Raw genomic sequence first — 22849 nt, 5'->3', positions numbered from 1 at the left:
GTTTATCCCTGCTCTTTATTTTTGCTCTCAACTGGGCTGTCTTTCTTTTCAGAAGCCTGTTGTTCAGTAATATTTTTCGTTGCAAAATCAGCATCTTGCTTTTCTTGCTCTGCTTTCGCTTTCGCAGCTTCATCATCATTCATGGCTTTTTTAAAGCCTTTAAGTGATTCACCTAAATCAGAACCTAAAGAACGCAGTTTTTTGGTACCGAAAATCAAAATGATAAGCAAAGCAATAATAATTAATTGCCAAGGGCTGCCGAAAGAAGCCATTGCAAAAGTTGATTCCATTGTTAATACCTCTATAGTTTTGGGATCAATTGTATCTAACTCTATTATATACAACCTACTCTAAATACGGAAATGTTCACAGCCTTATAAACTTGTCGCAAAACAAAGTCTACTTAATTATCGTCTCCTTTACACCAACCCACAAGCCACGATAATGCCCCCACAGTCATAAATACTGCTGCAATTCGAGTTAAGTCAGAGATAAAGAATAAACTACCACAAAGAATAAATGTTGCTCCGATACCTAAAAGGTACTGAGATTTACGCTGCTTAGCACGTTGATGCTTTAATTCTTGAGTAAGCTGCTCAATATTAGATTGTAAAAATCGGTGCTGCTTTAGTGCTCCGTATATAAGGTCAGGAATTTCTGGCATTTTCTCAGCCCAATAAGGGGCTTTTTCTTTTAAAGCTTTTGTGATCGCTGGAATACCGACCTGACTGTGAATCCAATCTTCTAAAAAGGGTTTTGCCGTCTTCCATAAATCTAATTGTGGATACAGTTGACGCCCCAGTCCTTCAACATACAGCAGCGTCTTTTGTAGTAGCACCAATTGTGGCTGAACTTCCATATTAAAGCGGCGGGCGGTATTAAAGAGATTTAATAACACATGCCCAAAGGAAATTTCAGCGAGTGGTTTTTCAAAAATTGGCTCACATACCGTACGAATAGCAAATTCAAAATCTTCTACATTGGTATCCGGGGGAACCCAACCAGAATCGACATGTAGCTCTGCGACTTTACGGTAGTCACGGTTAAAAAAGGCAATAAAGTTTTCCGCTAAATAGCGCTTATCTTCTTTGTTCAATGAGCCAACAATTCCACAATCAATCCCAATATAGAGCGGATCTTCAGGATGTTCACGACTTACAAAGATATTGCCCGGATGCATATCAGCATGGAAGAAACTGTCACGAAACACCTGCGTGAAAAAGACTTTTACCCCTCTTTCTGCTAATAGCTTCATGTTAGTACCTTGCGCTTCTAGTGCCGCAATATCCGATACCGGAATACCATAAATACGTTCCATGACCATGACGTTTTCACGGCAATAATCTGGATATACTTCTGGAATATATAGCATTGAGCTATTTTCAAAATTACGTCTTAACTGAATTGCATTAGCCGATTCACGCAATAAATTTAGCTCATCAATTAGCGTTTTTTCGTATTCACGTACAACCTCTTTTGGACGTAAGCGTCGCCCATCAGGAAGAAGGGGAATCCAATTAGCAATACGATACATCAGCTTAATATCTGCTCTGATGACGGGCAAAATATCAGGTCGAATTACTTTTAATACAACATTTTTACCATTTTCTTTCAGAATTGCCGTGTGTACTTGGGCAATAGAGGCAGAAGCTAATGCCTGCTCATCGAAATCATCAAACCATTGTTCTAGAGGGCCACCAAGCGATTCTTCGATGTAACGACGCGCTAATTTACCATCAAAACTTGCGACTTTATCTTGTAATAAAGAAAGCTGATCGGCAATTTCTGGTGGAAAAAGGTCTCGGCGAGTTGACAGCATTTGACCGAATTTGATCCATACTGGACCGAGTTCCTGCAATGCTAAGCGAAGTCTTTCACCGACATCCTTATCTTTATGTTTGTTTCTGATCCAAAAAAAGCCTAACCGCCCAATTCTTAACGGCAGTGTTAACTTAATTTTAGGGATCAGCTCATCTAACCCGTAAGAGAGAAAAACCCGAATAATGAAGTAAAGGCGTTTTATTTCACCGGGAGTCATTCTTCTCCTCCAACTGATTGAGCCGCTGTTCTAATTGGCTCATTGAGTTTGATATCTGTTCAACTTCATCACTAAAGTAGACGAGTTCTAACTGGCTAGGCGCCATTTTCCACTCTTCAAGGATGACATCTTTCACATAGGTTTTCTGGCTTTTGACTAAACGAGAGGCCAGACAAGCACCTTTACTCAACACCTTGCTAATCCCTTCAGCCGCAACATCACCAATATAAGGTGATAAATAATGGGCAGGATTCCAAATAGCCAAGTCCAATAATGAAGACCAATGCTGAACAATCTGCATGTCGCCTTCAATCACGATGTCACCATGACTGATCAACTGTGAAAGTTGCTGTTTATCTTTCAATTTAATCAACGTAAACAGGGATGTTTTGATCGTGCAATCGGCAGGTTCTTGCCATTCACTCAGTACATCCACATGATTTTCAGCAAAAATCAGGGTTAACGTTTTATTCAGCTCTTTCAACTCAATCGCCATGACTTTGCCTGCCAGACGCATTCTTGCAGGTTGCAGAACTTTCTCCTTAAACAACATATGGTTTAAAGAGGTTTCCATCATTGCGGTAACCAAGGAGTACAAGACCGTATTTGGATTTTCACTATGTGTTGATGGTGCTTCCATCTTAGAATTTAAACCCTTTATGCAATGCTACAATACCGCCAGTCATATTGTCGTAGGACACTTGCTCAAAACCTGCATTTTCCATCATCCCTTTTAGGGTTTCTTGGTTTGGATGCATACGAATAGACTCTGCTAAATAGCGATAGCTATCCGGATCATTCACAATCGCCTGACCTATACGAGGTAATATATGGAATGAATAAGCGTCATAAGCTTTATTTAGCGGTTCAATAATAGGTTTAGAGAACTCAAGAACTAATAAGCGTCCACCTGGTTTTAATACGCGGAACATCGAGCGCAGCGCTTTATCTTTATCGGTAACATTACGTAAACCAAAAGAGATGGTGATACAGTCAAAATAGTTATCTGGGAATGGCAGTTCTTCTGCATTAGCTTGTACGTAATTTACATTACCTACAATACCGAGATCACGCAGTTTCTCACGACCCATTTTTAACATTGAATCATTGATATCAGCGAGAACGACTTCACCTTTTTCGCCTACTAATCGAGAGAATTTTGCGGTCAGGTCACCGGTTCCACCAGCAAGGTCAAGAACACGTTGATTACGACGTACCCCGCTCGCTTCAATTGTGAAACGTTTCCAAATACGATGAATACCGAATGACATCAGATCATTCATCAGATCATATTTTGCAGCTACAGAGTGAAAAACATTCGCAACTAGGCTCTCTTTTTCTTCTTTCTCTACAGTACGGAAACCAAAATCAATGGTTTCTTTATTTGGTTCGGTCATTTCTATTATGCCTGTTAATCGTTCAAACTTTTTTGAGAAGTGTACCAGCCTTTGAGGTAAAACCCTATTAGAAGTCTAAGATTCCGCACAATTAGACTTCTGAGCTCGCTCAATGAGTTGAGTGTCTATAGACTGCTTTACTTCTACGCCTAACTCTTTAAAACTTTCCGCCTGAGCGAGTAAATTACCTCGCCCATCAGCAAGACGTTTCATCGCTGATAGATAAGTATTATTGGCTTTATCTAGGCTAGAGCCCAAAACTTGCATGTCATCAACAAATAAGCGTAGCTTGTCGTACATTTTAGCTGCTCTATCTGCGATCTCTTGTGCATTTTGCTCTTGCCGTTCATAGCGCCATAAATTATTAATTGTGCGCACAGCCACTAATAATGTGGATGGGCAAACCAACATAATATTCAGTTTCAACCCTTCATCAAGTAGCTCAGGCGCCTCTTTCAGCGCCAGCAAATACGCTGGTTCAATGGGTATAAACATCAAAACATAATCCAGTGAACGTACACCCGGTAATTGGTGGTAGTCTTTACGACTTAGCATTTTCATGTGGTTACGAATTGATGCCACATGATCTTTAATTCCTTGTTTTTGTTGCTCAGGGTCGTCACTGTTAAAATAATGTTCATACGCGACCAATGACATTTTCGCATCGACAACAACATCTTTACCCTCTGGAAGATGGATAATCACATCCGGTTGATATCGACTATTATAGCCAGTATTTATACTAACTTGCGTTTCAAACTCACTTCCTTGACGTAGACCAGAAACTTCTAAGATACGGGTTAGAATTGTTTCACCCCAATTTCCCTGAATTTTATTATCGCCTTTGAGTGCGCGAGTCAGGTTTATCGCCTCTTTGGTCATTTGATTATTCAGTTGTTGAAGTTGGCGAATTTCATAAGCCAGAGTATGGCGCTCTTTGGCTTCTTCACCATAACTTTGCTGGACTTGTTGGCGAAAACCTTCCAATTGCTCACGAAAAGGTGACAACATGGCCATTAAATTTTTTTGATGTTGTTCTGATGCCCTGCGCTCATTTTGTTCAAAAATACGATTAGCTAGGTTTTCAAATTGTGCAGTGAGACGCTGTTCACTATTTTGTAGTATGCGTTGTTTTTCTTCATTCGCTAGTTGGCTTTGTTCGAAACGGGTCATGACTTCCCGTAATTCGGCTTCTTGCTCACGATTAATATCTCGCTGTGTTCTGAGTTCTTGATCCAATCGGTCACACTCATCTTTCCATTGAGCGAGATGACTGTTTTTTTCATCACTTACCGCTATTTGACGATAAGCTTCTTGTAGCTCTCTCTCCTTTACGACTACTTTTTGAGCAATAGAAAACCAGACCGCTAAACCACCAGTCAAAATGCCACTCAAGGCGCCAATAATTGCATATAAAAGAGAGGTATCCACAGTTAAACCCTTACTTTACAGAACCTAGAGTAAGGTAATGGGATACTGTATAAGTGTCCAGAGGGAAATCACTATACTGCGACTTTTTTGCGAGCCGCTTCGCAGCTTATCCCATCCAACTCGCAAACCAGCGAATCCCTAAAGCCCCCGGAGCGAGGATCCCAAAAGCCCACACCATCGCAGAGCCCATATTCGCCAACTGAAAATAACGTTGTGGCATTTCACAAATACCCGCGACAAGGGGGATAACAGCCCGAATAGGGCCAAAGAAACGACCAAAGAATATTCCCCAAACACCCCAACGCTCAAAGAAGCGATGTCCTTTATCAATCATTTCAGGGTTACGGGAAAGTGGCCACATCTCACGCACTTTGTCTTTGTAGTGAAAACCAAACCAATATGATACCCAGTCCCCAAAGAAAGCCCCTAATGCTGCGGCGATCCAAATTGGGAAAAAGGCAATTTCACTCTCACCAATCAATGCCCCTAACCCCAGTAAAATAACTGTTGCGGGCAATAATAAAGATAAAAAAGCGAGAGATTCACCAAAAGCGAGAAAGAAAATGATAGGCCACGCCCACACTTCATGCTCGCGTGTAAAATCCGTGATGAGAGTAACGATTTCATTGAGGGTCAAAGGCGATGTCCTATCACTAATTAGTTTGATAACATTATTATAGTGAATTGAAATAAATAAAGTTGCAACGAAACCGCAGGGTTGCAACTTGCAATAATCAGACAGTATTATTCGAGAAAATGGCTCTGTAGCACGCTTCGTTGGGCACTATCTAGCCCAAAATCTTTTTCTAACCACTTGTCCACATTACCATAATTTGTATCGATACTTTTCAACGCTGTGAGTAAAAATTCTTCACGTACAGAAAAAACATACTCGAATTTTTTCAGCACATTTTCGCTCATGGTTTTTGAAAATTCTTCTAGTAGGTGATTACGGAATGGAGCCAATGTTTCATTGGTTAATAAATAATCGTCCATAACCGTATTTACATCGGCCCCAAGTGCAAATAAGACTAATGCAGAACCAATTCCTGTACGATCTTTACCTACGGCACAGTGTTGCACCAGCCCACCCTTTTCAGGCTGTTTCAACATACTGACTAACTGATGATAAGCCGCATTATTAAGCGGTAGTAATTCATAGAGGCGGAACATAAAGGATTGAGGATCAAACTGTTCTAGCACTTCCGGCGTTAGTTTGTCTAAATTTGCACTCACTTCTTTTGCCAATGGATTTGCCGGTGCATGAACATAATGGGCACCGTTCCAGACGATATCTGGCTTATCTATGATTTCAGCTTCATCTCGATAATCAATGATTTGAAATAGATTTTGTGACTGTAAAACTTTCTCGTCATCTTGCGTTAAGCGGTCGAGAGCCCCCGAGCGAAACAGTACTCCAGGCTTAATTTTCCCACCATTTGCTAACTTCTTGCCGCCTAAATCACGAAAATTTATCCCTCCCTTTAAAGGGAGTACAGAAGGATGAAGGTAAGGTTTTGTTGACATGTATTTTCCCTTTCCATTCCTATACCAACCAAATTAACAAGTAAGAGAGTTAAGGCAATTACCTATAATTTGAGTAAGTTAAGGAGTTTTTGTGAGTCTGATTAAAAAGACAATAACAGATTCATCGACTAAGTGAATAAGAAAAAATGAGAAAAGAAATAGGGTTTTAATAAAGCGACGAGGTATGAGTTCCAAGAAAAAAACGCGTTCTGATAACGTAAATAGATAACTAAACCCGCTTACTCGTTATCCACAACCGAGTGAAATAAGTAAGCGGGTCAGTTAATTAGAAAACTAGAGGAGGCGACGAGCAGCTTCAACAACAATGCTCAATACGTTGCCTTCTGTCTTTTTCAGTAATGCTTCATTTGGAATTTCTTGCTGAGTACGGTTCACAATCACACCAGCAACCATACCTGCACGTAAACCTTGGCTTGCACACATTGTTAACAGTGTTGCAGATTCCATTTCATAGTTCATCACGCCCATATCTTGCCACTCTTTCATCGAGCCTCTGAAATGGCGCATAACACGACCAGTGTAGGTATCATAACGCTCTTGACCTGGGTAGAAAGTATCTGAAGATGCGGTAACACCTACGTGAACTGTCGCTCCCGCATCTTTCGCTGCTGCGTACAATGCATTAGTACAGGTGAAATCAGCAACCGCAGGGAATTCGATTGGTGCAAAATGCTGGCTAGCACCATCTAAACGCACCGCACCAGTGGTAACGAGTACATCACCAACATTGATATTTTCTTGAATAGCGCCAGTTGTACCAATACGCAAGAACGTGCGGATACCCAGTTGAGCTAACTCTTCAACTGCGATAGACGTTGATGGGCCACCGATACCCGTAGAGCAAACAATAACCGCTTTTCCATTAAGCTCACCACGCCATGACGTAAATTCACGTAATGAAGCAAGGTGTACAGGGTTATCCATCAGACGTGCAATTTTTTCAACACGGTTAGGATCCCCAGGAACAATCGCAACAGTAGCGCCCTGTAAGTCACTCTTTTTTAAACCTAAGTGGAAAACGTCAGACATATAAAACTCCTTTACACAATGGCATCATTGAATTAGTACATTAGGGTTAATATAGCGTTTAATACGGACTCATTTAGTGATGAATGTCTCTTTTAATGAAAACGCAACTGATTCATTTTCAGTAAAACGAGATCTTGATCATAAAAAAGGCTGCGAAACTTTAAGCCCAAGAATGAGATACAACCAGTATAGATGAATGCATGCGATTATCGAAAAAAAGCGCCCATAAGGGCGCTTTAGATAGGCAGAATAGAAATATCTTGTAAAATCAGAGCACAACATCAAGGATCAGAACACCAATCAATCCGATACCCCAAGCTATTGTGGTTGGAATAGACCAAACAATCATTTGTTGCTTAACGTCCTTAATCCCCATCATTCTGTTCACAACCCAGTAAAGACTGTCGTTAAAATAACCGAAGAACAGCGATCCCATCGTTGCCGCTTGGGCAGCAACTAATAAGTTAATATCCGGTATTTCACTAATAATCGGTGCTGAAATAGATGCCGCGGTAATCATTGCAACCGTTCCAGACCCCTGAATTAAACGCACTAATGTTGCGATAATAAATGGAATCAATACTGGCGTAATTGGCAGGTTTGCCACATGCTCCGCCAAAATATTGCCTGTTCCACTATCACGTAAAACTGCGCCTAATGCCCCACCAGCCCCCGTGACTAAAAGAATAATTCCCGCCGCCTGCAAACCTTCTTCCATGCGGTCAATGACTTCTTCTTTAGAAGCTTTTGGCATCAATGTATAAACTGAAATCAGTACACTGATAGAAAGCGCGATTATTGGTGCCCCCAAGAATTGGAATGATTGGAAATACCAATTGTCATCCATACCTTGGAATGTTGCTGTTTTTAGTAATAATCCGTTGATGGCATTAATAAAAATTAACAGAATTGGTGTAATGATCGGTAATAACGATAAGAATAAGCTGGGTAATGGTTTATTGGCTTTTTCTTCCATATAACGAGCATGCACGTCTTTTAAATCATCATTACCCGTTTCATCTGGAATAAATTCTGGGTATTTTTTGCCTAACCATTTTGCATAGAAAACAATACCAATAACGCAAGGAATAGCCAGCGCCATACCTGCTAGAATCATCGCACCAACATCAACACCAAAAATACCCGCAACACCCAAAGGACCCGGAGTGGGTGGCACTGTATGATGCGTGACAACTAAGCCACCCGCTAATGCAACCCCAAGCGTTAATATACTGCGCTTTCCATTCTTAGCTAATGCTTTTGCTAGTGGGTATAAAATAACAAAAGCGGAGTCGACGAAAATAGGGATACTGACGATATAACCGGTAATTGCCAGCGCCCATTCCTCACGTTTTTTACCCAACCATTTAATAAAACTGTAGGCTATCTGCTCAGCAGCGCCGGAAACTTCCAGCACTCTTCCCATCATGACCCCAAGACCGATAACAATACCAATGCTACCAAGAGTTGAACCAAAACCCTTTGTAATCACGGTAACCGTTTCCGCAGCCGTTAATCCCCCCGAAATCCCAGCAATGGCTGCAGCGATCAACATCGCTAACAGTGCGTGTACACGCGTTCGTAATACTAAGAAAATAAGGACAAATATGGCCACCGCTAGGCCAATAATAGGAATATAGGACATTATTTAATCTCCTATTTGGCCGAGCCATGATGCTTAATGAACGAACGGATTCCATCACTGAATGATCCATCCGCGCGGAACCCCAAGCTCAAAGCACGGGTAATATCGAATTTACCCGGCCAGCTTGCCACAATACGATTAATTGCTTCATCTGGCTCAAAACGGATTAAATCCACTGCTTTTTGCCCAGCAACATCACGCAGTGCGTCAATCATATCTTGTACCGTAACGGTAATTCCCGGCAAATTAACGGTGCGAGATTGACCAAATTGTTGAGCAGGAATACTGACTGCATGAATAAAGTTATTAATGACCGTTTCAGGACTTGATAGCCATAGAGCTAAGTTAGGAGAAACAGGGCAAACACTTTCGATACCATTTAATGGCTCACGAATAATGCCGCTAGCGAAAGAAGAAGCGGCTTTATTCGGAACTCCAGGACGAATACTGATTGTTGGTAAACGCATCACCCGCCCATCAACATAACCTTTGCGTGAGTAATCATTCACCATCAGTTCGCACATGGCTTTTTGAGCGCCGTAAGATGACTGCGGATTAACAACGCATAAGTCAGTAATCACATCCGGCAATTCACCACCAAATACTGCCAGTGAGCTAGTGAATAAGAATTTGATTGCTGGATTTTTTGCACGAGCAACTTCCAGCAACTGGCGAGTTGCTTCAAAGTTAACCTTCATGCCTAAATCAAAATCACTTTCTGCATGACTACTAACAATGGCGGCAAGATGGAAAATAACATCAGTTTCAGCATCAATTAATTTATCTGCAGCGCCAGACTGAGTTAAATCTAATGCGATACAACTTACTCGAGAATCTTCAATAGGCGATGTAGGGCATTGAATATCCGCTAAAATAAGTTGGTTAAATTTTAATCCTTGGTTATTTTTAAGCAAAGCAGCGGCTAGCTGCTGGCCCAGAAAACCTGCGCCACCAGTAATAATAACTTTCATTGTCATTCTCCTTGCTATAACTCTTAAGAGCTATGCATCACTAGGTAAGATGTTTTTTTATGTATTTATTAAATGAAGTTTTATATTTTTTTCGATTATCTGCTGCACAACATCAGCAGGCAGTTGGTTATCACAAATAATGTCGTGCAACTGATCTAATGGGCAAACACGGAACATGCCATATTTACCGAATTTACTGCTATCTGAAACGAGTACACAACGGCGAGCAACATCAAGCAATGTCTGTTTAATTTGCACCTTTTCTTCATGTGGAGTTGATACCCCATGGAGTAAATCCCATGAACTAGTGCTAATAAAAGCAATATCTACATTCAGTGTTCGTAACATTGATGCGGCAGTATTTCCCACGCAAGAATGATTACGCTTATCCACTTGTCCACCCGTGTGATACAAGTTGAGCTGCGATTTATTCATCAGATACTGCATGATGGAAAAATCGTTCGTCACTATCGTTAAATTAAAACGCTCTCCTAACACTTTCGCGATTTCAAACGTGGTGGTTCCTGCATCGAGATAAACCACTTGACCGTCTTCAACTAATGAGCTGGAGAATTGCCCTATTTCACGCTTAGTTCGATGATGCAATCTGGCTTTCTCACTCCATGGGAGCTCTTGGCGTAATGCATCATTAAGTTTCACGCCACCACTAATCCCGATGACCTTACCCTCTTCCTCCAGCATGCGAATATCGCGTCTTACCGTCATGTGAGATACATTCATTAACTCGACCAAGTCACCAATAGACACAGTCTGATGCTCATAGACATAACGATAAATAAAATCACGACGTTCGGAAGGGATCATAAGGTTCTCCTAGAGATTAGCTTGCTTTAGCCAGCCCAAACCGTCTTCTGTACGCCCTGCGGGATGATATTCACATCCAAGCCAACCTTCATATCCCATTTCATCTAATTGATTGAAAATCCATGGATAATTGACTTCACCGCTATCAGGTTCATGACGAAAAGGAACTGACGCTATCTGAATATGACTAAATTTACCCCATAGACGCTCAATTGTTTTCAATAAATCACCCTCCATAATTTGGCAGTGATATAAATCCAACTGAATAAAGACGTTATCGCGATCAATTTCGGGTAATAGTGACTCTGCTTGCTTTTGAGTTGTTAAAAAATACCCCGGCATATCACGAGTATTAATTGGCTCGATAAGTACACGAATTCCATGCTCCGCCATCACATCAGCAGCATATTGAATATTCTGAATAAAACAGGCTTTTTGCTGTTCTGGCGTGAATTTTTCATTCATTTTTCCAGCCATAGCATGGACTTGCTTGCAGCCGAGTGCATTGGCATATTTCAGTGCCGTTTGAACGCCTTGAGCGAATTCATCTTCACGACCCGGAATTGATGCCATCCCTCGCTCCCCTGCCCCCCAGTTTCCGGCGGGCATATTAAACAGAGCTTGGGTTAAATGATGTTTTTTAAGTTCGGCGGCGATAGCCTCTGCATCTTCTTCATAAGGAAAAAGATACTCAACGCCCGTAAAGCCAGCATTAACTGCACGTTCAAAACGTTGCATAAATGGAACTTCGTTAAACATCATACTGAGATTTGCTGCAAATTTAGCCATTTCTATGCCCTCATTTCTGTGGATAACGGCTTTCGAGCTCTTGAACTTGCTCTGGCGTTAGCGTGGTAAAACCATGTGGACGCAATGTGATATACAAGCGTGCCGTATCTTCTAATTCTTCAGCATTAAAAAATGCTTGTCTTAATGTTTTCCCACCCACAACAGGACCATGGTTAGATAACAAAACGGCATTATGATTAGGTGCCAATTTTGCAATTTCCTCTCCAATGCGATCGTCCCCTGGAGGTAAATATTCAATGAGCGGTAATTTTCCTACGCGCATCACGTAATACGGTGTAATCGGTGGTAGGCAATTTGTTGCATCCAAGTTAGGCAAACAGGATAGCGCCGTTAGCCAAGGTGAATGAAGATGCACCACGGCTTGGCAATCTGGACGCTGCAAATACATCGCCATATGCATGGAAACTTCTTTTGTGGGCTTATCACCATCAATCCAATTTCCTTGCGCATCAAGCTTACTCAGGCGCTCGGGAACAAGGTCGCCAAAGCTTGAATTGGTTGGCGTGACAATAATGCAACCATCAGGTAAACGAGCACTAATATTGCCTGCACCACCACTGCTGTAGCCTCGGTTAAACATCGATTTAGCCCAATCGACTAGCTCTTGGCGTAGCGTCTGTTCGTGACTACTCATTAAACATCTCCTGTGCTAACTGGAAAAAATTTTCCTGACCGAAATTTCCGGATTTCAGTGCTAACCAGTTACCATTTGCTAAATCCTGTACCCATGGCACTCCCGGTGCGATAGGCGAACCAATACTTAATTGTTCAGTCCCAAGGCTTTGAACCACTTTTCCTGAGGTTTCCCCACCAGCAATAATGAACGTGTTATAGCCTTGTTCTTCGAGTAACTTGACCACATCACCAAAGACGTTTTCTACCGCTAAACTGGATTGAGATGCACCGTATTTTTCTTGAGTTTGTTTCAATAGCTCTGGTGATTGAGTCGCATATAGCAAAGGGGCTAAACCCGTTGTTTTCTGGGACATAACCCATGCTGCCAGTGATTTCGCATACTCTAGGTTATTCAAGCACTCACCAACATCTAAAGCCTTACTTGGCGCAACTTGAAGGTAATGTTGTACTTGCTTGTTAGTCATTAACGAGCAACTACCTGACAAAATCACCGTTTTACGATGTTGCCCAGTAGGTTTGCTACCATGGCTTGTTTCTGCCCCCCAAATTGATTGACTATCAATATTGGCTATTGCAGCACCTAAACCCGATCCTCCCGTTAATAACGGCATCGACTTAGTCGCTTGAGCGATTGGCAGTAAGTCATCCATCGTCAGCGTGTCAACGACGGCATAACTCACACCTTGCTGACGTAACGAATCTAATTGTTCTTTAATTGCCGCACTTCCTGCTTGAACATCCACTAATTTGATCAGTCCTGCTTTTCCTGATGACTGCTTTTCCATCACTCTCATCAGATTTGCATCTGTCATTGGCGTCACAGGATGATGTTGCATACCACTTTCATTCAGTAGCTGCCCATTAACAAACAAATGACCATGCACAACGGTACGACCATTTACGGGTAAAGCAGGGCAAACTAACGCTAAGTCGGTACCAAGTTGCTTCATTAGCGCGTCAGTCACAGGGCCAATATTGCCTTTTTCCGTTGAATCAAACGTAGAACAATATTTAAAAAATACTTGCTGGCAATTCGCTTTATTCTTCAACCAATCACACGCATTTACCGACGCATTTACCGCTTCATCTACTGGGCAAGAACGACTTTTTAGACTGATAACAATTGCATCCACATTGTGTGGTACTTGGGTATGCTCAGTGGGTTCATTCAGTAACTGAACCACTTTCCAGCCATTTTGAACCATGAAACCTGCGATATCGGTGGCTCCGGTAAAATCATCAGCAATCACACCTAATTTCACTGTCATGCCTTTTTCTCCGGTAAAGTAATGCCTTTAAAGGTTTTAATCACCGCACTGTCATCCAGCAAGCCAAAACCTTCATTACTGGCTGAAATAAACATTTGATGTGCTGTTGCTGCTAGAGGTAATGGAAAATTTAATGCTTTGCCCGTTTCCATTACTAAACCAAGGTCTTTCACAAAGATATCAACCGAGGATTTTGGTGTGTAGTCACCATCAAGAACGTGCTGCATTCTGTTTTCGAACATCCATGAATTGCCCGCAGCATGGGTAACAATGTCATACATCACATCCAAATTAATTCCTGCCTTAGCGGCAAGAGCCATGCTTTCAGCCGCTACAGCAATATGCACACCCGCTAAAAGCTGATGGATAGTTTTTACTGTAGAACCTAAGCCAACCTCATCGCCCACGCGATATAAACGCTCTGAAATTGCATCGAATACCTGAGCAAGTTGATCGAATAGCTGCGACTCACCGGATGCCATTACTGTTAACTTACCTTCAGCTGCCTTAACGGCTCCACCGGAGATAGGCGCATCAACAAGCGGTAACTGATATGGTGCAAGGCGCGCAGCAATATTTTTAGTTTGCTCAGCGGCTAAGGTGCTATGCAATACAATAATGGTATTTGGACGAAGCTGCTCAACCAGCGGCTTCTCTCCACCAAATAGAATATTGTCGACTTGGCGGCCATTAACGACCACCATCAGCAATGCATCAAGTTGTTGAGCAAATTCAATTGCACTGGCTCCAGCAGCTTTAGCGCCATACTCGAGTAACGCATTGCAAGCTTGTGGATTTAAATCGAATCCATAGGTAGGAATATTTTTTCTTATAAGAGACTGAGCTATCCCCATCCCCATGGAACCAAGGCCAATAACACCAATATTTTTCATTGTGACCCCTGATATTGTTAATTCTCGTGAATGTTGTGAATTTTCACATAACAAAATTCACAAACATATGACAATCATCACATTGATGAGAATATAAAAATCAACAATAAATATTACAATGCATTGATATTTAATCATATTTTAAATGAAAGCCAATCAAACAACATTCACAACGTCATGTGATAAAATTTGTGATCTTTATACTGTTTTTCTAATGTCGCGCTTTTCACTCCACTTTTATTCTCACCTAATTCTTTATTTTCATTGACGTGTGATACAAATTACTCAAAATAGCCGCCTATTAATTTTTATAAAATGTTCCATACTTTGTATTGAGCACATAATTACCTTATCGAGGAATCTAAATGGGTCTGTTTGATCAAATGTTAAGTCTGGTTGCTGGTGATAAAATGCAACAATTTCAATCTGTTATTGATTGGATTGAAAACCAAGGTGGGCTTTCAGGTGTGGTCGATAAGTTTAACCAAGAGGGGTTAGGCAATATTGCAGCATCGTGGATTGGTGAAGGTGAAAATTTACCGATTGATGCTAGCCAATTAACTGAAGTATTCGGCAATTTAGGAATTGAAGAATTAGCACAGCATGTCGGGTTAGACCCGCAACAAACATCTGATTTAGTTGCTAAATACCTGCCTACATTAGTCGACGGTGCAACGCCAGATGGCGTCTTACCTGAGAATATTGACTTAGCATCTATTGGCATGAATCTACTTAAACAAAAACTGTTTGGCTAAGTTTTATATAATGAAAGCCCACTTATTCGTGGGCTTTTACTTCATTCATTAACTCTGATACTCATTTCTCAATTTTTTCGCTGCTTCCACCATGTTAGCTAACGCTTGGCGAGTTTCTTCCCAACCTCGCGTTTTTAATCCACAATCAGGATTCACCCATAAACGTTCCACAGGTACACGTTTCGCAGCCTTGCGCAGTAATGCCACAATCCATTCCACATTTGGTACGTTTGGTGAATGAATATCATAAACCCCCGGCCCAATTTCATTTGGATAATCAAAGTGTTCAAATGCATCCAATAAATCCATATCAGAGCGTGAAGTTTCGATGGTGATAACATCCGCATCCAGCGCAGCAATAGAATCCATAATATCGTTGAACTCGCAATAACACATATGGGTGTGAATTTGCGTTTCATCTTCGGCGATAGCAGCGCTTAGTTTAAAAGCATCCACAGCCCAAGTCAGATATTCTGCCCACTCGTCACGGCGTAATGGTAGACCTTCTCGTAACGCAGGTTCATCAATTTGGATAATCCCAATTCCCGCCTTCTGTAAATCGTCCACCTCATCACGTAAGGCTAATGCAATCTGCTTCGCGATAGTTTCACGGCTAACATCCTCGCGAGGAAATGACCAACACAATATCGTGACAGGGCCAGTTAACATCCCTTTGACCGGTTTTTCCGTTAAGGATTGTGCATATTTGGCCCACTCAACCGTAATGGCTTCGGGGCGACTAATGTCACCAATAATCACAGGCGGTTTTACGCAACGGGAGCCATAGCTTTGCACCCAGCCATTTTGCGTAAAAATATAGCCATCGAAATGTTCCCCAAAATATTCCACCATGTCATTACGTTCGGCTTCTCCATGCACCAAAACATCAATATCTAAAATCTCTTGTTCCTTAATGGCTTGCTTAATGTGTTCACTAATGTTGGTGCGATAACTCAGTTTATCCACATTCCCCTTTTTGAAATCTAAACGTAACGTTCTGATTTCACTCGTTTGAGGAAATGAGCCAATCGTCGTCGTTGGCAATAATGGTAAATTAAAGCGTTGACGCTGACGCTCTGCTCTACTTTCGTATGCACTAGCACGCTCCACATCATTCTGTTGAATTGCGGCTAAGCGTTCAGCAACGGTTAGATTATTGACGCGAGAAGATGTCTTACGCGCACGAATTGGCGTGCTATAAGCTTCAAGTTTGGCAATATTATCCGCCGTAGGCTGGTTCAGCACTTTCGTCAATAAGGCTAGCTCTTCACATTTTTGTAGCGCAAATGCAAACCAGCTTTTCACTTCCGCATCTAAGCGGGTTTCACCATTTAAGTCGATTGGACTATGCAACAGCGAACATGATGAACCAATCCACAATTCACGCAGACCAAGTAACGGCTTCACACGTTGGAATTTCTCGCCAAGATCCCCTTTCCACACGTTACGTCCATTAATCAGCCCGAGAGACAATACCCAATCGGCAGGTAAGGCTTGATGCAGTTTCTCAATATCATCTTTGCCAGCCACAACATCCACATGTAAACCTTGTACAGGAAGTTGCTTAATGACATCCAGATGATGACTAATACCATCAAAATAAGTGGTCAGTAGTAACTTGGTTTTACCTGATAGAGCCTGATAGGCTTGCAGATAAGCCTGTTGCCACTCAATCGGTAAATCAAGCACCAATGCAGGCTCATCAATTTGTACCCATTCCACACCTTTTTGTGCCAAACGAGACAAAATTTCCTGATATACCGGCAGTAATTCATTAAGTAATGATAATCGCTCAAAAGCCGGCCCTTTTACTTTTCCTAGCCATAAATAAGTAATCGGTCCAATCAACACGGGTTTTACTTTATGACCTAATGCCAACGCCTCGTCCACTTCATCAAACAATTGTGTCCATGACAGTGAAAATGTTTGCCCTTGTTGAAATTCTGGCACGATATAGTGGTAATTAGTGTTGAACCATTTCGTCATTTCTCCCGCTGCTGCGGGCGTCCCCGTCGGTGCACGACCACGGGCTACACGGAATAACGTATCTAAATCGATAGAGCCATCTTCATTTTGATGGCGAGGCGGCACGTTCCCCAGTAATAAACTGGTGGTTAATACTTGGTCATACCATGCAAAATCACCAACGGGTAGCAGTTCAACGCCCGCATTTTTTTGTTGTTCCCAGTGACGAGCACGTAATTGATATCCCGTTTCAAGAAGAGCACGTTGATCAATCTTGCCTGCCCAATAATCCTCTTGAGCACGCTTTAACTCTCTTTTCAGTCCGACACGTGGAAAACCAAGTATATGATTTATAACAGACATATTGACCCCTTAAAATATTTAGCCGTCTAGATGTTTACACATCCATAATCAACAGGTACTGTATAAAGCACAAGCGCAAATTATTCATCGCAAACTTGAAGGTTTCTCATGATCGAATTAAAACACTTAAAAACGTTGCAGGCGCTAAGCCAACACGGATCATTAGCCGCCACCGCAACCTACCTGCATCAGACTCAGTCTGCGCTATCTCACCAATTTAGTGATTTAGAGCATCGCTTAGGCTACAAACTGTTTATACGTAAAAGCCAACCTGTTCGTTTTACACCGCAAGGAGAAGTGCTGCTTCAGCTAGCACAGAAAGTTTTGCCAATGGTAAAAGATGCCATTCGTGTCTGTAATGAACCCAGCGTATGTGCGCTGCGTATTGCGATTGAATGCCATAGTTGCATCCAATGGCTAACACCGGCTTTACAGCAATTTAGGCAAACATGGCCGCAAGTAAATGTAGATTTTAAATCTGGTGTCACCTTTGAGCCGCAGCCAGAACTGCTCTCAAGGGAGCTCGATATCGTCATGACCTCAGATATCCTGCCAGAGCAAGAACTACACTACACACCAATGTTTGATTATGAAGTGAAATTAGTAGTTGCCAATGACCATCCATTGGCAAAAAAACCGTTAATTGAGCCACAGGATCTGGCTGATGATACCTTGCTTCTTTATCCTGTTCAGCGTCAACGCTTTGATATTTGGCGCCATTTTTTACAACCTGCGGGGATTTCACCGAATGTAAAAACCGTAGATAACACGCTGATTTTAATACAGATGGTGGCCGCTAAAATGGGAATTGCCGCACTGCCTCACTGGGCGGTAGACTCCTTTGAAAAACAAGGATTAATTAAGACAAAAACCTTAGGCAGTGGGTTATGGAGCCGACTGTACGCTGCATGCCGTGAGGGGGAGCAGCGCCAGCCAGCGATTGAGACATTTATCAATACGGCGACTAATCACGCAGTGGAGAATTTGTCTTACGTGAAGTCGGTGCGAGGATCCAACGCTTATGCACCCACAGAGACGCAATTATCAGGCTCGAGCCTATGGTAAAACTTAGCCAATCAGGATGCTGTTGCCAGAGTGCAAAATTCACTAATAAACCAGCTGGAACCATCATGTTATTCATAATAGCAAGGGTTCCGGCATCCACTTTCGTGGCACCATAGTTCCACATAAAATAGCCAATTCCCGACGCAGCTATCCCCAACCATAACAACACAATCCACTGTGAATTCGAGGTTGGAACTAACGCTTTATTACCAAATAGTAACCATCCAATCAGCGCAATCAATGTTGCCCCAATATAAAACCACGAAAAAGCTTGATGCTGAGGAATAGGGTGTATTTCCATCAGGCGCTTATAGCCGACCTGACCAATCGCAAAGAAAATATTCGCGAGCTGTACAAATAATAAACCTAACCAGAATGACTCACTTAAGTGGTCATAACGAATGATCGCCGCCCCAATTACTGCCAGCAAAGAGCTAAATAAATACCCTTTACGTAGGCGCTGACGCTCTAAGAGGTCATAAATCAATGTCACATACAACGGTGTTAATACCGTAAAGAGTAAAAACTCTGCAACGCTAAGGTATTTATAGGCTTGGAAAACAAAGAAATACATGATCCCCAGTTGGCAAGCACCCACCAGCATGTACAGTAAAATGACTTTAGCGCTGAAGTTACGCCAACGTAGAAAAGGAAGGAAGACTAAGGCCGCAAGGCTAACGCGAATTAAGACAGATAACCAGCTATCCACCTGCCCTGCAAGGTATTCCCCAATTAGACTAAAAGACGCTGCCCATAGCAGCGTCGTTATCACCAGTAGCCACATTATTATTCAATCTCAAGCACAATTATATTTCACACAAGAATGCTCAGTAGAATACGCGTTTTTTCCGCTTAATGCTCTTTATCAATCAATACTGCTTCTAGCAAATCCAAATCCATCAGCAAGTTTTGTAGAGTCTCATTGCTGATTTTACGGGTTGCACGTAAGTGATAAAGTTCACCACGTTCAGCACGCAGTGCCGTTAAGCGGAAGCGGCGCTCAAGATCTTCAATCAGTAGATTATGCTCAATCTCATCTTGGCCTGCTGTTCGGCGTCGTAAATAACCGATGACTCGTGTCGCCACCTCATTGATATCTTCCGAATCCAACTTCTCTTCAACATCCGCAGATAAACGCTCTTGCATTTTGTTTAAGCTGACAATGGCGACTTCCGCCATTGCGGATTTAGCCATCCGGATCTCATTAATATCGGCTTCTTTATCACCCACTTGGAAGTTTCGTAGCAACAGCGGTAAAGCCACTACCCCAGCAAAGATAGAGAATAAAATGACCCCTGCCGCAATAAACACCAACTGATACCTAGCAGGAAACGGTGACCCATCCGTAAGGAATAAAGGCACCGATAGCACACCGGCGAGAGTAATCGCACCACGAACGCCTGCAAAAGAGGCAAGCCATAATTCACGAACCGTATAGTTAGCAAACTGTAATGGCTTTTTCTTCAAAAAGAGCCGACTGAATCTCTTCATCAGCCACAGCCAGCAGAAGCGTAAAAGTAGCAAAGCAAAATAAATAATCACTACCGCCGCAAACAGCATCCACGTTTCAACGCTCGGGTCTAACTCTGCTTGAATAACTGACGTTTCCCAGATCCCCGGCAATTGTAAACCGAGCATGATAAAGACTAATCCGTTGAAAACGAATTCAAGCATCGACCACACATTATCCGCTCGTAAACGCATAGCTAAAGGCGCATTGCGGATCACGCCGGATTTTGTAATTGTCATACCTGCGGCGACTGCCGCCAAAATACCAGAAAAACCGATATGCTCTGCAATCATATAGGATGCAAATGGCAGCAATAACATAAAGACGATTTGAGTCGCAGGATCATCCCCACTCCAGCGGCTCATCAAACGAAGTGATTTACTGTATAGCCAAGTAACTGCAACCCCAGCTAGCAAGCCACCGACAGCCACTTTAAAGAATTCAATAGTGACCTCAGATACACTGAAGACCATGGTTCCCATGGCAATGGCTACCGCAAATTTTAGTGCGACTAGCCCTGAAGCATCATTCATTAATGCTTCACCTTCCAGCACACTCATCATGCGCTTAGGAATGCGCCCTTTCCCGACAATAGAGGATAAAGCAACCGCATCCGTTGGTGAAAGTACCGCTGCCAATGCGAACGCGGCAATTAACGGAATACCCGGCATCAACCAATAAATTAAATAGCCAATCCCCACGACGGTCACAAGAACTAAAACCAAAACCAAAATGAATATTTCCCGCCCATTCTGGAAAAACTCGCGAGTTGGGGTTTTCCATCCGTCAACAAACAGCAATGGCGGGATCAACAGAACCATAAACAGTTCAGGGTCAAAAGTGACATGCAACCCAAATTGAGGCCATGCTAATAAAGCACCAATGGCGATTTGAATCAGAGGAAGGGGAATACGGATGGGAAGGACTTTCGTCACAACGCCAGAAACAGAGACAGCCAAGATCAAAATAAGAATAGTAAAGAAAATTTCCATGTTGCCCTTACTTATTGACTCAATGCATACCCTAAATAATGCAACTTAAAGTATAACGCGATAGCCCAAATTTTGCCTGCCGCCGCATAGTAAGAGATAGCACCGTCCAGACCATGATGTTTTCAATCAAGGCAGTAAGTAGCCGAATACATGTTATTTCACCTAATTTACAGCCTTATCTATATTCTATCCTCAACCAGCTATCTGACGGGAAAATAATTTGCACTTTGAGATTAATCGCCATAATCCATTAAAGGGTGGCAAATGCTGCCACCCCATAACTAGAATTACCTTTAAATTGCTAAGCCCGCAGCATAAAACGCTACCAAAAGAACCGCAATAACAACACTTCCGATGTTCAGCTTGCGCCATTCACCAGCAAAAATACGCCCGATAACTAGCGCAGCAAAACCTAACATGATGCCCGTAACAATATTACAAGTTAATACGATGAAAACTGCGCACAGTAAGCCAGACATAGAATCAACGAAATCGTCAAAATCTAACTTAGACACATTGCTCAGCATCAGCAAACCAACATACATCAACGCAGGTGCCGTTGCATAAGCTGGAACCAAATAAGATAGCGGTGATAAGAACAAGATAAATAAGAATAAAACGCCAACAACAACCGCGGTTAAGCCTGTACGACCACCTGCTGCGGTACCTGCGGCAGATTCAATATATACCGCTGCGGGAGAAGCCCCGATAGCACCAGCGAAAATGCTACTCACCGAGTCCGCAGTTAATGCTTTTCCACCATCAATAATTTGGCCGTCTTTATCTAGCAGATTCGCTTGTCCTGCAACTGCACGAATAGTTCCCGTCGCATCGAAAACTGCCGTCATCACTAATGCCAATACGCTTGGTAATACCGCTGCCTGTAATGCGCCCATGATGTCCATACTAAACATCAGAGACAAGCCATCTTCACCCAGCGATGGCAACTTGAAAAAGCCTTGATATTTTACTGCCGGATCAAAAATCAAACCGATAATTGAGATGGCAATAATGACCAATAAAACCCCACCTGGAACACGGCGTTTCTCTAAGCCAAAAATAACCGCTAAGCCAATCAGTGACATTAAAACAGGGAAAGAGGTAAATTCACCCAGCGCCACAGGCAAGCCGGCATTTGGGTTTTTAATTACTAAGCCCACACCGGTTGCTGCGATCAACAATAAAAATAATCCGATGCCGATACCCGTACCATGGGCAACCCCCATTGGCATATTACGTAAAATCCAGCTACGAATACCTGTTACAGAGATAAGAGTGAATAAGCACCCCATTAAGAATACTGCGCCTAAAGCCACAGGAATACTAATGTGCTGACCCAGAACCAAACTAAACGCGGTAAATGCTGTTAATGAGATTGCACAACCAATCGCCATCGGCAGATTTGCCCACAAGCCCATTAATAGGGAACCGAAACCTGCCACTAAACAGGTTGCAATAAATACCGCTGTTGGAGGAAAACCTGCTTGTCCTAACATACCCGGTACGACAATAACCGAGTAAACCATCGCTAAAAATGTTGTTAATCCCGCAATGATTTCGCGGCGTACTGATGAGCCACGCGCTGTTATCTTAAAATATGAATCCAACTTGCAATTGGATGACGCCTGCTGGCTTGCCATGGTCTACCTCTATTATTAATTTTCGAAAGTAATCTATGCCACTAATTTTACTATACAATTTTTATTGT

21 protein-coding genes are annotated in these 22849 nt (G+C 42.3%); 2 read left to right on the top strand and 19 right to left on the bottom strand.

Annotated features, from left to right (window positions below; all coding sequences use genetic code 11):
* Positions 1–2: 2 nt before the first annotated feature.
* The 15 genes from tatA to ltnD form a co-directional block, all read right to left on the bottom strand.
* Positions 3–290: a twin-arginine translocase TatA/TatE family subunit gene (gene tatA / locus EL244_RS02895; RefSeq protein ID WP_039855708.1), complete on the bottom strand. Its 288-nt coding sequence runs from the start codon at positions 288–290 to the stop codon at positions 3–5.
* 113 nt (positions 291–403) lie between these two features.
* Complete coding sequence (gene ubiB / locus EL244_RS02890; RefSeq protein ID WP_006815937.1) at positions 404–2038, bottom strand: ubiquinone biosynthesis regulatory protein kinase UbiB; 1635 nt, start codon at positions 2036–2038, stop codon at positions 404–406.
* Entirely contained in the window at positions 2025–2678 is a 654-nt protein-coding gene (locus EL244_RS02885) for a ubiquinone biosynthesis accessory factor UbiJ (RefSeq protein WP_126458630.1), read from the bottom strand. Before EL244_RS02885 ends, ubiB begins: the two co-directional genes overlap by 14 nt.
* A gap of 1 nt (position 2679) precedes the next feature.
* The gene (gene ubiE, locus EL244_RS02880; protein WP_006815939.1) at positions 2680–3435 is read right to left on the bottom strand and encodes a bifunctional demethylmenaquinone methyltransferase/2-methoxy-6-polyprenyl-1,4-benzoquinol methylase UbiE; all 756 of its coding nucleotides are present in this window, start codon (positions 3433–3435) and stop codon (positions 2680–2682) included.
* Between the two features lie 75 nt (positions 3436–3510).
* A complete protein-coding gene (rmuC, locus tag EL244_RS02875; protein ID WP_006815940.1) occupies positions 3511–4866 on the bottom strand; it encodes a DNA recombination protein RmuC in 1356 nt (451 codons plus the stop codon).
* 106 nt (positions 4867–4972) lie between these two features.
* Positions 4973–5503, bottom strand: a complete 531-nt coding sequence (locus tag EL244_RS02870) for a DedA family protein (RefSeq protein ID WP_039855712.1) — start codon at positions 5501–5503, stop codon at positions 4973–4975.
* A 107-nt stretch (positions 5504–5610) separates the two neighbouring features.
* Positions 5611–6393: a tyrosine-protein phosphatase gene (locus EL244_RS02865; RefSeq protein WP_126458627.1), complete on the bottom strand. Its 783-nt coding sequence runs from the start codon at positions 6391–6393 to the stop codon at positions 5611–5613.
* Between the two features lie 294 nt (positions 6394–6687).
* On the bottom strand, positions 6688–7443 hold the full coding sequence (udp, locus tag EL244_RS02860; RefSeq protein ID WP_126458624.1) for a uridine phosphorylase: 756 nt from the start codon (positions 7441–7443) through the stop codon (positions 6688–6690).
* 268 nt (positions 7444–7711) lie between these two features.
* On the bottom strand, positions 7712–9088 hold the full coding sequence (locus EL244_RS02855) for a GntP family permease (protein WP_115163952.1): 1377 nt from the start codon (positions 9086–9088) through the stop codon (positions 7712–7714).
* An 11-nt stretch (positions 9089–9099) separates the two neighbouring features.
* The gene (gene denD, locus EL244_RS02850; RefSeq protein ID WP_126458621.1) at positions 9100–10059 is read right to left on the bottom strand and encodes a D-erythronate dehydrogenase; all 960 of its coding nucleotides are present in this window, start codon (positions 10057–10059) and stop codon (positions 9100–9102) included.
* A gap of 57 nt (positions 10060–10116) precedes the next feature.
* Positions 10117–10884, bottom strand: coding sequence for a DeoR/GlpR family DNA-binding transcription regulator (locus EL244_RS02845; RefSeq protein WP_006815946.1), 768 nt, complete (start codon positions 10882–10884; stop codon positions 10117–10119).
* Positions 10885–10893: 9 nt separating this feature from the next.
* Positions 10894–11673 carry a 2-oxo-tetronate isomerase gene (otnI, locus tag EL244_RS02840; protein WP_126458618.1) on the bottom strand — a complete coding sequence of 260 codons (780 nt, stop codon included), beginning with the start codon at positions 11671–11673 and terminating at the stop codon, positions 10894–10896.
* Between the two features lie 10 nt (positions 11674–11683).
* The gene (gene otnC, locus EL244_RS02835) at positions 11684–12328 is read right to left on the bottom strand and encodes a 3-oxo-tetronate 4-phosphate decarboxylase (RefSeq protein WP_006815948.1); all 645 of its coding nucleotides are present in this window, start codon (positions 12326–12328) and stop codon (positions 11684–11686) included.
* Positions 12321–13598, bottom strand: a complete 1278-nt coding sequence (otnK, locus tag EL244_RS02830; protein ID WP_126458615.1) for a 3-oxo-tetronate kinase — start codon at positions 13596–13598, stop codon at positions 12321–12323. Before otnK ends, otnC begins: the two co-directional genes overlap by 8 nt.
* Complete coding sequence (ltnD, locus tag EL244_RS02825) at positions 13595–14491, bottom strand: L-threonate dehydrogenase (protein WP_126458612.1); 897 nt, start codon at positions 14489–14491, stop codon at positions 13595–13597. Before ltnD ends, otnK begins: the two co-directional genes overlap by 4 nt.
* Positions 14492–14856: 365 nt before the next feature.
* On the opposite strand from ltnD, the gene EL244_RS02820 reads away from it, so the two are divergent.
* On the top strand, positions 14857–15246 hold the full coding sequence (locus EL244_RS02820) for a YidB family protein (protein ID WP_126458609.1): 390 nt from the start codon (positions 14857–14859) through the stop codon (positions 15244–15246).
* A gap of 48 nt (positions 15247–15294) precedes the next feature.
* Here EL244_RS02820 and metE read toward each other — a convergent pair whose 3' ends face one another.
* Positions 15295–17574 carry a 5-methyltetrahydropteroyltriglutamate--homocysteine S-methyltransferase gene (gene metE / locus EL244_RS02815; protein ID WP_126458606.1) on the bottom strand — a complete coding sequence of 760 codons (2280 nt, stop codon included), beginning with the start codon at positions 17572–17574 and terminating at the stop codon, positions 15295–15297.
* A 108-nt stretch (positions 17575–17682) separates the two neighbouring features.
* Here metE and metR point away from each other — a divergent pair, with 108 nt between their 5' ends.
* Positions 17683–18639, top strand: coding sequence for an HTH-type transcriptional regulator MetR (gene metR / locus EL244_RS02810; RefSeq protein WP_006815953.1), 957 nt, complete (start codon positions 17683–17685; stop codon positions 18637–18639).
* Here the strand turns inward: metR and EL244_RS02805 are convergent.
* The 3 genes from EL244_RS02805 to EL244_RS02795 all read right to left on the bottom strand — a co-directional run bounded on the left by EL244_RS02805 (position 18539) and on the right by EL244_RS02795 (position 22781).
* Positions 18539–19423, bottom strand: coding sequence for a carboxylate/amino acid/amine transporter (locus EL244_RS02805; RefSeq protein WP_126458603.1), 885 nt, complete (start codon positions 19421–19423; stop codon positions 18539–18541). The genes metR and EL244_RS02805 overlap by 101 nt on opposite strands.
* Positions 19424–19491: 68 nt before the next feature.
* Positions 19492–21141, bottom strand: a complete 1650-nt coding sequence (locus EL244_RS02800; RefSeq protein WP_112836113.1) for a Na+/H+ antiporter — start codon at positions 21139–21141, stop codon at positions 19492–19494.
* Positions 21142–21434: 293 nt separating this feature from the next.
* Positions 21435–22781, bottom strand: coding sequence for an NCS2 family permease (locus EL244_RS02795; protein WP_006815956.1), 1347 nt, complete (start codon positions 22779–22781; stop codon positions 21435–21437).
* Between the last annotated feature and the right edge of the window lie 68 nt (positions 22782–22849).

Source organism: Providencia rustigianii, from assembly GCF_900637755.1.
GTDB lineage: Bacteria > Pseudomonadota > Gammaproteobacteria > Enterobacterales > Enterobacteriaceae > Providencia > Providencia rustigianii.
Note: the sequence above shows the minus strand (reverse complement) of the source record. Positions and strands in the feature narration are given on the sequence as shown.

What these genes read in the sequence shown, in the direction of transcription:
- EL244_RS02855 (WP_115163952.1), bottom strand. Translation starts at nt 9,088, where the DNA reads ATGTCCTATATTCCTATTATTGGCCTAGCGGTGGCCATATTTGTCCTT.
- denD (WP_126458621.1), bottom strand. Translation starts at nt 10,059, where the DNA reads ATGAAAGTTATTATTACTGGTGGCGCAGGTTTTCTGGGCCAGCAGCTA.
- EL244_RS02885 (WP_126458630.1), bottom strand. Translation starts at nt 2,678, where the DNA reads ATGGAAGCACCATCAACACATAGTGAAAATCCAAATACGGTCTTGTAC.
- udp (WP_126458624.1), bottom strand. Translation starts at nt 7,443, where the DNA reads ATGTCTGACGTTTTCCACTTAGGTTTAAAAAAGAGTGACTTACAGGGC.
- tatA (WP_039855708.1), bottom strand. Translation starts at nt 290, where the DNA reads ATGGAATCAACTTTTGCAATGGCTTCTTTCGGCAGCCCTTGGCAATTA.
- EL244_RS02865 (WP_126458627.1), bottom strand. Translation starts at nt 6,393, where the DNA reads ATGTCAACAAAACCTTACCTTCATCCTTCTGTACTCCCTTTAAAGGGA.
- EL244_RS02845 (WP_006815946.1), bottom strand. Translation starts at nt 10,884, where the DNA reads ATGATCCCTTCCGAACGTCGTGATTTTATTTATCGTTATGTCTATGAG.
- EL244_RS02820 (WP_126458609.1), top strand. Translation starts at nt 14,857, where the DNA reads ATGGGTCTGTTTGATCAAATGTTAAGTCTGGTTGCTGGTGATAAAATG.
- ltnD (WP_126458612.1), bottom strand. Translation starts at nt 14,491, where the DNA reads ATGAAAAATATTGGTGTTATTGGCCTTGGTTCCATGGGGATGGGGATA.
- EL244_RS02795 (WP_006815956.1), bottom strand. Translation starts at nt 22,781, where the DNA reads ATGGCAAGCCAGCAGGCGTCATCCAATTGCAAGTTGGATTCATATTTT.
- otnK (WP_126458615.1), bottom strand. Translation starts at nt 13,598, where the DNA reads ATGACAGTGAAATTAGGTGTGATTGCTGATGATTTTACCGGAGCCACC.
- EL244_RS02805 (WP_126458603.1), bottom strand. Translation starts at nt 19,423, where the DNA reads ATGTGGCTACTGGTGATAACGACGCTGCTATGGGCAGCGTCTTTTAGT.
- ubiE (WP_006815939.1), bottom strand. Translation starts at nt 3,435, where the DNA reads ATGACCGAACCAAATAAAGAAACCATTGATTTTGGTTTCCGTACTGTA.
- otnC (WP_006815948.1), bottom strand. Translation starts at nt 12,328, where the DNA reads ATGAGTAGTCACGAACAGACGCTACGCCAAGAGCTAGTCGATTGGGCT.
- ubiB (WP_006815937.1), bottom strand. Translation starts at nt 2,038, where the DNA reads ATGACTCCCGGTGAAATAAAACGCCTTTACTTCATTATTCGGGTTTTT.
- metR (WP_006815953.1), top strand. Translation starts at nt 17,683, where the DNA reads ATGATCGAATTAAAACACTTAAAAACGTTGCAGGCGCTAAGCCAACAC.
- metE (WP_126458606.1), bottom strand. Translation starts at nt 17,574, where the DNA reads ATGTCTGTTATAAATCATATACTTGGTTTTCCACGTGTCGGACTGAAA.
- otnI (WP_126458618.1), bottom strand. Translation starts at nt 11,673, where the DNA reads ATGGCTAAATTTGCAGCAAATCTCAGTATGATGTTTAACGAAGTTCCA.
- EL244_RS02800 (WP_112836113.1), bottom strand. Translation starts at nt 21,141, where the DNA reads ATGGAAATTTTCTTTACTATTCTTATTTTGATCTTGGCTGTCTCTGTT.